The 10,138-nt window shown below is 35.4% G+C and carries 8 protein-coding genes; 1 reads left to right on the top strand and 7 read right to left on the bottom strand.

Going from position 1 to position 10,138, the window contains the following annotated elements; all coding sequences use genetic code 11:
* Positions 1–199: 199 nt before the first annotated feature.
* Positions 200–1,945: a cryptochrome/photolyase family protein gene (locus F6K54_RS32080; RefSeq protein ID WP_293087054.1), complete on the bottom strand. Its 1,746-nt coding sequence runs from the start codon at positions 1,943–1,945 to the stop codon at positions 200–202.
* A gap of 868 nt (positions 1,946–2,813) precedes the next feature.
* Between F6K54_RS32080 and F6K54_RS32075 the strand changes: the two genes are divergently transcribed.
* Entirely contained in the window at positions 2,814–4,913 is a 2,100-nt protein-coding gene (locus F6K54_RS32075; RefSeq protein ID WP_293087051.1) for a HAMP domain-containing sensor histidine kinase, read from the top strand.
* 154 nt (positions 4,914–5,067) lie between these two features.
* Here F6K54_RS32075 and F6K54_RS32070 read toward each other — a convergent pair whose 3' ends face one another.
* The 6 genes from F6K54_RS32070 to sufU form a co-directional block, all read right to left on the bottom strand.
* A complete protein-coding gene (locus F6K54_RS32070; RefSeq protein ID WP_293087048.1) occupies positions 5,068–6,075 on the bottom strand; it encodes a Gfo/Idh/MocA family protein in 1,008 nt (335 codons plus the stop codon).
* A gap of 534 nt (positions 6,076–6,609) precedes the next feature.
* Positions 6,610–8,097 (bottom strand): SulP family inorganic anion transporter, encoded by a 1,488-nt coding sequence (locus F6K54_RS32065; protein WP_293087045.1) that lies wholly within the window; start codon positions 8,095–8,097, stop codon positions 6,610–6,612.
* A 346-nt stretch (positions 8,098–8,443) separates the two neighbouring features.
* Complete coding sequence (locus F6K54_RS32060; RefSeq protein ID WP_293087043.1) at positions 8,444–8,599, bottom strand: hypothetical protein; 156 nt, start codon at positions 8,597–8,599, stop codon at positions 8,444–8,446.
* Between the two features lie 126 nt (positions 8,600–8,725).
* Positions 8,726–8,881 carry a CU044_2847 family protein gene (locus F6K54_RS32055; protein ID WP_293087040.1) on the bottom strand — a complete coding sequence of 52 codons (156 nt, stop codon included), beginning with the start codon at positions 8,879–8,881 and terminating at the stop codon, positions 8,726–8,728.
* A gap of 12 nt (positions 8,882–8,893) precedes the next feature.
* A complete protein-coding gene (locus F6K54_RS32050) occupies positions 8,894–9,067 on the bottom strand; it encodes a hypothetical protein (RefSeq protein ID WP_293087038.1) in 174 nt (57 codons plus the stop codon).
* A gap of 258 nt (positions 9,068–9,325) precedes the next feature.
* Complete coding sequence (gene sufU, locus F6K54_RS32045) at positions 9,326–9,766, bottom strand: Fe-S cluster assembly sulfur transfer protein SufU (RefSeq protein ID WP_293087035.1); 441 nt, start codon at positions 9,764–9,766, stop codon at positions 9,326–9,328.
* Positions 9,767–10,138: the final 372 nt, after the last annotated feature.

Here is a 10,138-nt window from a genome sequence, read left to right as displayed (position 1 = left end):
ACAATCATCTTTTGTTGTGAATACTTCGTAATATACAAAAACTTCTTTCTTCCTTGTCTACTTTCCCTCCTTGTCCTCCAAGTCTCACCTCCACTAGCATCTTATGTAAAAAACCTACCCTTGTGAGGAGGGGCGAGGGGTGGGTTGTCACCAACCGCACACCCATAAGACTTTTTCAGCAAGCCCTAATTATTAATTATTAATTATTAATTATTCCCTGACTTCTGCAAGAAGTCTTTTGAGAGTGCCATTGTTCTGCTTTGAGATGAATGTTTTCTAATTCTTCAGAGTCCATTTTATCCAAGTTAGCCAAAACAAAGTTCATACGACCCTGGGATTTAAGTTTATCCCGATGTCTGGCCAGAAAATCCCAATAGAAATAATTAAATGGACAAGCTGGTGAATTATTACCCTTGTCTTTTGGGTTTAATACCCCGCCATCTACATGATGTTTATAATTGGTTGGGGTTTGAGTCCCCATACACTTGCTCCTCTCTTGATGCGTATTCCCTCTCTTGGTCAGCATTACCTTGCAACTGTCATCGTCGCTGGGTCTAACCGCTTGCGTCTGTCGCCGACGCGGGGTTGCACCGCTTCTTCCTTCTTCTTTCTTCCTTCTTCCTTCTTTCCAGTTGTAAACACAGCCTTTACAATAATCACTCATTTTGTTGATGTAATTTGCAGAAGCAGCATAAGGTTTTGATGCCAGAATACCTCCATCGGCAAATAATCCCATTCCTAGAACATTAGTTTGCATAACCCAATCATAAGCATCAATAAATGCTGCATGAAACCAATTTTCTACCTCTTGAGGAGAAATACCAGAAATTAAAGCAAAATTACTCAATACCATTAAACGTTGAATATGATGAGCATAACCTGTATTTTGTACTTGAATTAGAACTTGATGTAAACAATTCATATCTGTTTTATTAGCATCCCAGAAAAACTCTGGAAGTGGGTGTTTATGGTTAAACCAATTAGACTGAGAATATTCATCATCCATGAGAAGATAAACACCCCGCATATATTCTCGCCAACCTAAAATTTGCCGAATAAAACCTTCTATACTATTTAGTTTTAATTGTTGATTGTGATAAGCTGACTCTACTTTTTTAATTACTTCTAAAGGATGTAGTAAACCAAGATTAATATATGGAGAAAGTAAAGAATGCCATAAGGTTTCTTCCCCTGTTACCATGGCATCTTGATAATCACCAAAATTAGGCAAACTATTTTGAATAAAATTGTCTAGTACTTGTAGTGCTTGTTGACGAGTTACCGCCCAACGAAAAGGCTCTATTTCTCCATATTTAGTAAAGTTCAAATTTTTAACTTGATTAATAACTTCTCTAGTAATTTCATCTGGTTTAAACCATAAAGTTTCTGGTGTATTGAATTTGCCTTTGGGATATTTGCGGTTTTCTTTGTCAAAATTCCATTTTTCTCCTACAGGTTTATTTTGATTCATTAAAATTTTAAAACGTTTACGTCCTTCTCGATAAAAATCTTCCATTAATAAGCGTTTTCTATTTCTAGCCCATGCTTGAAATTCTGTTTCATGCCAAATAAACAAATTATTAGGAATTATTGTAATATTGCAGGGAATTTGGAGATTTTTAATGACTTCAAGAAAAGGTTTGTCATTGGGTTTCATTACCCGTAGTTCAGTAATTTGATTAGTTTCGATCCAGTGTTTAAGTGGTGTTTCAAAATCTGTGGATATTGTGTGCGTAACTTGCCAACCTGCTTGACGCAACTCAACAGCAAAATGACGCATAGCTGACCAGATTAAGACTAATTTTTGCTGATGGTATGGTCGAACTTGGATATGTTCTAAGGATTCAATCATAATCACAAAAATGTTATCTTTTTCAGCACAACTTTGAAGAGCTGCTTGATTAATATTGATTTGGTCTCCTAAGACCCAGATTCCTATATTCATAAGTACAGTTTGTTGAGTTTTAAATTTTTAGATATGTTTTTGCTGGATATTCAAAGATGATGAGTATCAACTACAATTATTGAAGAATTTATCAAAGTACTTGTGGCGATCTATGTTTCTCTTGATTTGATTCTTCGTTATTTACTTCTTAACTTTACTATATGGCAGTAAGCATTCAGCACTCAGCATTCAGCTATCAGCAACAAGAATCTATCATATAAGACAGTTTTTAAATTAATATAGACTTTAAAGGCAAGAGAGCCAACTTTTGTAGTAAGACAATTAAATATTGCTTTAATCATAAACTAAAAGCAATAGCTGATAGCTGATGGCTGACGGCTGAATGCTTACATATGGCAGCTACTAAAGATATATTTTATAATGAGTAGAACTACATATGAAAAATTTCTATGAACAATAATCTAGCATATATAACTTTAAATGTAAGGAGTTATGTGATGAAAGTATATTTGTATTAATGACAGAATATCGCAGGTTTTTGAGTTTAGTACTTTATATTGCCTAGTGCAGGATGGCGGAAATAACTGACCAGTTAAAAAATTCTCAAACAATTACAAATTAATACTTTTGACTTTTAACTGTCAGATGTGCGTCTTACATTCTGAGGAAACCTCAGAATTACGCACTCGCTTTTGACTTTTAACTTCCGCATAGCGGCACTAGGCAATATTATCAAATACGGTATACCATGGAAGAGTTAATATATAAAAAAACTCAAATAAAATTAATTAAATTTTGATAAGTTCCATATTCATAGATAATAATTATAGTTTTCGGAGATCCTCAGAAGTAAAAACACAAATAATTGTCAAAATTGCTGCAAGTTGCAGCTTGAGTAAAACATCCTATGATTAAGCAAGTTCAATCCTCCTTCCGTAGGATTCTGCTGTCGCGAATTTTACTAATTACTGTACCAGTATTAATACTGGGGCAGTATATCATCTACAGAAAAGCACGTTCTACACTTCTAGACACTGCTCGTCAAAATCTGAAAGAAAGCGCAGACAGAAAGGCCGAAAATATTCAACAATGGGCTAAATCTCTAGAATCTAATCTAATTAATGCTAGCGAAAGCTATGTACTTCAATCTGGTCAAACTGAAGAGTATCAAAAATATGTTGAGCAATTATACCAAATGTTACCAAATCAGGTAAGATGCGTTCAATTGAGTAACTTACAGACTTCTGAGATTATAGCTAATACTTGTGACGATCAATCGATAAATTCTCCATCACTGAGTATGTGGCCTCTGCAGCAGAAACAGCTAGTTAGAGATATGTCTAATATTAGCATAAGCTATATATGGCCAGAACAGTTAAACTCAGATAGTATCTCAAGTGATGATACAGTTACTCAGAAAAAACAAGTCAGCTTAGGTTTGAGTGTACCAGTATATGTTGCTAAAGGTAGTGAAAGACAATTGCGCTATGCCTTAAGCATTAGGTCAGATTTACCAATGCAAACTAATAGAAGAAGAGGTTCACTGGCAGGTTCAACTGTAGTAATTGATTATAAAGGTACAATTTTAGCTAGTCCAGATCCTGATAGAGTAGGGGGTAATATTTCTGATGGACCAGATGCAGAAAGGCTCAAAAGTATTATCAGAAATGCACAGGAAGGTAGAAAAGATTTTGCCCACATATTCTCTTTTGAAGAAATAGATGTTTCAAAAAATAGTAATAGTAATTCTCTGAGAGAATTTATTGATGAATTTAAAAAGATATTGCCTGAATTATTGGGACTCAAATTATCAGCAGATGATGAATTTTTAGTAGGATATGCACCAACTTCTAGTCCTGTAGACCGTGATGAGGATCGACAGTGGATTGTTTTAGCTATTACACCTATAGACTTTGCTTTATCTGGTCTTAGAGAAGTTCAAAAAGTTCTAATTATTATGATTTTTGGTTTAGTTGCTGCCAGTGTTATGGCAACTATTTATTTGGCTCGCGATTTAGCTCGTCCTTTAGAAAAACTTAGAGATTATGCTTTTGCTGTCAATGATTTAGACTCTCCCAATAAAGTACCTAGAACTATAAAAATTCGTGAATTTAATCAATTAGCAATTGCATTGGAGAGAATGGTATACAGGCTGAAAAGGTGGGCAGATCAACTAGAAATTACTTCTAAAGAAGCTCAAGTTGCTAACCAGTTAAAAAGCGAATTTTTGGCTAATATTTCCCATGAATTAAGAACTCCTCTCAATGGAATTATTGGCTCTATTCAATTGATTTATGATGGATTTTGTGACACGAAAGAAGAAGAAATGGAGTTTTTGAAACAAGCCAATGATTCTGCTATTCATTTACTAGGAATTATTGATGATATCCTAGATATTCGTAGAATTGATTCAGAAACTTTATCAATATATTTGAAGGATGTTGATATTGGTAAGTTATTACATGAAACAATAGATTCATTTCGAGAATATATTGCACAAAAATCTTTATTATTAAAACTAAATATTCCCGAACAAGTAATAATTGTTAATGCTGACGAAGAAAAGTTGAAGCAAGTGTTTGAAAATGTGATCGGTAATGCAATTAAGTTTACGGAAAAAGGAAGTATTAATATTTATATTAGCCAAGAGTACAATAATTCAATTGTTGCTGAAAGTACAAATAATTCATCTGATAATTATAGAGGGAAAGAAGACCAGGTTTTAGTTAAGATTGAAGATACGGGAATTGGTATTAGTCCAGAGGAACAAGATAAACTATTTCAGCCTTTTGTGATGGTAGATGGTACAAAAACTCGTAAGTTTGGAGGAAATGGGTTAGGATTAGCTATTTCTCGTGGTCTGATGGAAATGATGAATGGCAGTATTCATCTCTATAGTGAGGGAGTAGACCTAGGAACTACAGTTGATATTATGATGCCAATTAAGGAAAAACAAGCTATTAAAACTGAAGTTCACTTAAATTCTCAAAGAGGGAGTAGGGAGTAGGGAGTAGGGAGTAGGGAGTAGGGGAGTAGGGGAGTAGGGGAGTAGGGGAGTGGGGGAGTAGGGGAGATAAGAATAATTACAGCCTATTTCATATTAGGTAAGGTACACCAGTCGCGGGCAAGATGCCCGCACTGGAAACACTTTACCATTCTTATTAAACTGGTATTACTTTTCCTCCTTGCTGAAGAGAATCATTTAAAGCGCATAAGATTCTTACTAATTCAGCACCTACCCAACCAGAAGAAATTTGTGAAGCTGTATTCTGACGAATACAATTTAAAAATTCATTGCATACTTGACCTAAAGGTTCAGCTTTAGCGATCGCTAAAACTTCCCGACTGACACCTACTGCTTTCCAGCGATTATTTTGTTCTTCTAAATAACCATGCTGAATAACTAAAGGTGTATCTGCTGACATTTCATCAAAAATCAATGTTCCTTGGGTACCGACTACTCCTAAACGACGTTGTTTATCGGGATTTAGCCAACACAGATGTAAAAAAGCTTGAAAACCGCTAGGATAGGTCAGTTTAGCCATAACTAAATCTGATTGTGGGGGTTGTTGAGGTAGCCAAACCGTGCCATTTGCTTGTACTTCTACAGGTTTTTGATTGAGCCAACTGTTCAAAATACAGATATCGTGAATTGCTAAATCCCAGAGAGCATCTACATCTGGGCGTACAGGTTCAATATGAGTACGTGTAGCATACCCATAGCGTAACTCTCCTAATTTACCTTCTGCTACAATAGTTTGACCACTTTGGACAACTGGATTAAATAAATAAGTATGATCGATAAAAAGTTGACGTTGTTGTTGTTCGGCTAATTTGCATAATTCCACTGACTCTGAATATTCAAGAGTCAAAGGTTTTTCCGAAAGAACGTGATAACTTTTTTTCAGAGCAGCACTAATAATTTCGTAGTGGGTGGAAGCAGGAGTAGCGATCGCCACTGCTTCTATTCCTGGTAACTCTAAAGCTTTTGTCCAATCTTCTAGTAATACGATATCTTTGTCCAATTGCAAGCGTTTTTGAACTGCTTTTAATTGTTCTAGGTTAGGGTCTACTATGGCGATAACACGAGATTGAGGATGATTGCAGAAGTTACGAATTAGGTGAGTTCCCCAACGACCTGCACCAAATATAGCAATTCCTATTTCCATTAGTTTTGATGTAAAAATATAGCTATTTCGATCAGAGTTTTTTCACCCTATCATATTTAGGCTAGTATGGCAATTATGTGGGAGACGGGGCGAGTTTATCTCAATTTAATGTTGAGCAATTAATTTAACGAGGAACCCGCCCGTACTTATGTTTACCGAATAATTAAAGTTTAAAGCCTCTCTTTTAAAGGAGAAAAAAGAAAAATTTTTCCCTTTTGCGTCAATCCTATCCGTTTTCAAGGAGAAGTAATTAGGGTTTGCTGAAAAAGTCTTTTGGCAAGGGTAGGAGTCAGGAGTCAGGAGTCAGGAGAAAAGGAAATTATAGAGGAGGTAGAAAGAAGAGTTGTCCCTTGATTTTTCTGCCTTTGTCTGCCCTCAATACTAACTTTTTGAACTTTTTAGACCAAAAAGCTAGCACTTTTTTCAAGCCAAAAAGGCTAAAACCTTTATCTGTTAATGTTTTGATATTTAATCAGCAATCCCTAATTATTAATTATTAATTATTAATTGTTGAACGCTCCCTACTCCCTAAATCTAATGAATAACCCGTCCCTCTTTAAAAATAGTTTGTTTACTAGAATGAGTAGTCAAACGGTCTAATAAAGTTGCACTTGCCTCATTCAACCCAATTAAATGTACTTTAATACCCCGTCTGCGAAAACGTAGTACAACTTTATCTACTGCATCGACAGCAGATTGATCCCATAAATGAGCATGAGTTAGGTCAATAGTTACAGACTCCAGGTGTTCGCGGAAATCAAAAGTATTGAGAAAATTTTCCACAGAAACAAAAAAGATTTGACCATTAACGCTGTAAATACGCTCAACACCATTTTCTTTTAAATAAGAGTCAACGAAAATCAGCGCAGCAATTTTACGACTGAAGAAAATAGCACTCAACGCTACCCCAACAACTACTCCAATAGCTAAGTTATGAGTCAAAACTGTCATAAATACAGTTGTCATCATTACTGCTGTTTCACTCTTGGGAACTCGACGAAGATTGCAAATAGAATCCCAATGGAAGGTACTTATAGACACCATAATCATCACTGCAACTAAGGCCGCCATAGGAATACGCGCCACCCAATTATTGAGCAGAATAATACAAACAAACAGAAAAATGCCTGCACTCAAAGACGAAAGTCGCGTCCTCCCACCAGACCCAATATTAATCATAGACTGACCGATCATCGCACATCCAGCCATTCCACCAAAACATCCGGCGACAATATTAGCAATTCCTTGTCCTACTGCTTCCTGATTTTTATCGCTAGAAGTATCAGTGAGGTCATCAATAACATTAGCTGTTAAGAATGATTCTAGTAACCCCACTAAAGAAAGTGCCAAAGCATAAGGCAGAATAATATCGAGGGTTTCAAAGTTTAGCGGTACTATTGGTAGGGCAAAACTGGGTAGAGTGTCTGGCAATGTTCCCATGTCTCCTACAGTAGGTATATCTAATCCCGTAGTTAGTGTGAAACCAGTGATTACAACAATAGCAACTAGAGGAGAAGGTATTGCCTTAGTGATGCGAGGCAACCCGTAAATAATGCCTAATCCTGCTGCTACCATTATATAAACCCAAATAGAAGCATCTTCAAACTGAGTTAGTTGAGCGTCAAAAATTAATATTGCCAGAGCATTGACAAATCCTAACATTACTGCTCTAGGAACAAATCTCATTTGATTTCCTAACTTAATCCATCCTAGAAAAATTTGCAGGATACCTGTGAGAATAGTGGTTGCGAATAGATAATTTAAACCATAATCTTTAACTAAACTTGTCATCAGCAATGCCATAGCTCCGGTTGCTGCGGAAATCATTCCCGATCGCCCACCTAAAAAAGCTGTCACAATAGCAATACAAAATGAGGCATACAACCCTACTTTCGGATCGACACCAGCAATAATAGAAAAACCAATGGCTTCAGGAATTAAGGCTAAGGCAACTACAGCGCCTGCTAATAAATCTTTTTGGACATTGGAAAACCAGGCTTGTTTTGTTAGTATATCTTTCATTTTCCCCATTTCTAGCACAATAACAGTTAATACTTTTCCGGAATTCAAAAGTCAAAAGTCAAAAGTCATGCATTATGATTTTATAGCTCAAAACTTTTATGATTCAGTAATTTCAGCAAATTATTCGACATCTAAAGTTTGAAACTATTTGTAAGATTCTTTTTTCAAATTGGTATCAGAGGCACATTTTGCTCCGCGAAGAGTCTGCAGTTAGACCTAGAATCTTAACATGATTCATAATATCCCTAAGTAAATTAGGTAAAGTAATCAAATTAGACAGATTTATGGGGAAATATTTGCTATTAATGACTTTTCTAATGTGGCAATGATATTAACTTTCATCTTGTTATAGCGAGGGAATATTCGAGGGAATATTATTTACCAATACATTCTCTTTTCCACCCACATTTTCAAGAACATGGGCACAAGTTAGAAAATCAGTATAATGTTGCTCCCGATAAAAAGGAAACCCAGTACCAATAACATTTGCTTTATTTGTCAATAGTACTGGTAATTAAAACAATAGATTCTTCTAAATCTTTCTATGATAGTAGAGTAACAATTGCAGAGAAATAAATGTCTAAAGTAGCCAATATAGCCCTTCATTTGTTTAATTATTCTTAGCTTTTTAATCTACTTTTTCAAGAGAGATTTGGTATGATTTTTTCGGTTTCAGCACTAATTTAACTTTTAAATTTGTACCAGTTGTTCCTTTTGGAATATATAGATTACCTTCCCCTTCAAAGTTAAGATTAACTTCCACCTCAGCTTGTTCAATTTCCATATCTTTGTTAATTTATTGCCAAGCTTCAGTAATTGGACGACTAATATTTATTAATATAGGTTTAACTTTAGCAAAACTAGATTTAACTTTTTTAATAACATTAGTAGAAATTGGTTTGGCTTCATTGTCTGGAACTTCTGCTTCAACTAAAATCCCATCTTCTAGTTTAATTAATCTGGTGGCCATATATGTTTATTAATAGATTTAGTTGCTATTATATTCAAGCACATTTTAGTGATTTTCAGAATAATAGACATCTCCAGAAAAGAGGGAGTAGGGAGTAGGGAGAAATAATTGATGATTTCTGCGGGATGATTGATTTTATTTTTTATTATTGGATATGTCTAATGTATAGATATACAAAAACTCAACTTTGTTGCCACTAATTGGTATCTACTCTGTACGGACGTTGCATGCAACGTCCCTACCCACTGAGGTGCTTCTTTAATTTGGTGATTCTAGTGCTGTTTTCAGGGTGTGCCAACTTAGTAAAACACATTTAATTCTGATGGGAAATTGTGAAACTCCTTGAAATATATTCAGTTTTGGTAAATTATCGGAAAGACTAATTTCTCCTTTGAGCATTTGACGAAATTTTTCTGTTATTTCTAATGCTTCTTCTCTAGTTTTTCCTAACAATATTTCTGCCATTAAATCTGCGGAAGCAATGGTTAAGGCACAACCTTTTCCTTGAAATTTTATATCTTCTATAATTTGCTTTGTTTGACTAAATTTTATTGTTAGTTCAATGCGATCTCCACACATAGGATTATCTCCTATTTGATAGCGGTCTATAGGGTTGGTTTTTCCTCGGTTTTTTGGATATTTAGCCCGTTCAATAATTGTTTGATGTTGAAGGTTACGAAGATGGTTTTGAGTATTCATAATTATCCTAATAGGTGGTAAATTTTATACCAATTACCAAGCATTAATGCTATACTTAGATAACAGTTCAGTTATCAAGTAATTAACTTATGTAGAATAATTTTTTTGCTGATTTGAGTCAAGTTCATGTTAATTATTCTTATTTTTATTTCTCCCCCACTCCCCCATTCCCTGAACTATCCGTATATCCGTGCCATAATCCGCGTGAGCCACTCCCCCACTCCCTGAACTATCCGTATATCCGTGCCATAATCAGCGTGAGCCACTCCCCCACTCCCTGAACTATCCGTATATCCGTGCCATAATCAGTGTGAGCCACTCCCCCACTCCCTGAACTATCCGTATATCCGTGCCATAATCAGTGTGAGCCAC

The organism is Okeania sp. SIO3B5 (assembly GCF_010692555.1).
Taxonomy (GTDB): Bacteria; Cyanobacteriota; Cyanobacteriia; order Cyanobacteriales; family Microcoleaceae; genus Okeania.
The sequence above is the reverse complement of the archived record's forward strand: the minus strand, read 5'-3'. Positions and strand labels throughout refer to the sequence as shown.

Coding starts and splice junctions, on each gene's coding strand:
- F6K54_RS32080 (WP_293087054.1), bottom strand. CDS start 1,945: ATGAATATAGGAATCTGGGTCTTAGGAGACCAAATCAATATTAATCAA.
- F6K54_RS32075 (WP_293087051.1), top strand. CDS start 2,814: ATGATTAAGCAAGTTCAATCCTCCTTCCGTAGGATTCTGCTGTCGCGA.
- F6K54_RS32070 (WP_293087048.1), bottom strand. CDS start 6,075: ATGGAAATAGGAATTGCTATATTTGGTGCAGGTCGTTGGGGAACTCAC.
- F6K54_RS32065 (WP_293087045.1), bottom strand. CDS start 8,097: ATGAAAGATATACTAACAAAACAAGCCTGGTTTTCCAATGTCCAAAAA.
- F6K54_RS32055 (WP_293087040.1), bottom strand. CDS start 8,881: ATGGAAATTGAACAAGCTGAGGTGGAAGTTAATCTTAACTTTGAAGGG.
- F6K54_RS32050 (WP_293087038.1), bottom strand. CDS start 9,067: ATGGCCACCAGATTAATTAAACTAGAAGATGGGATTTTAGTTGAAGCA.
- sufU (WP_293087035.1), bottom strand. CDS start 9,766: ATGAATACTCAAAACCATCTTCGTAACCTTCAACATCAAACAATTATT.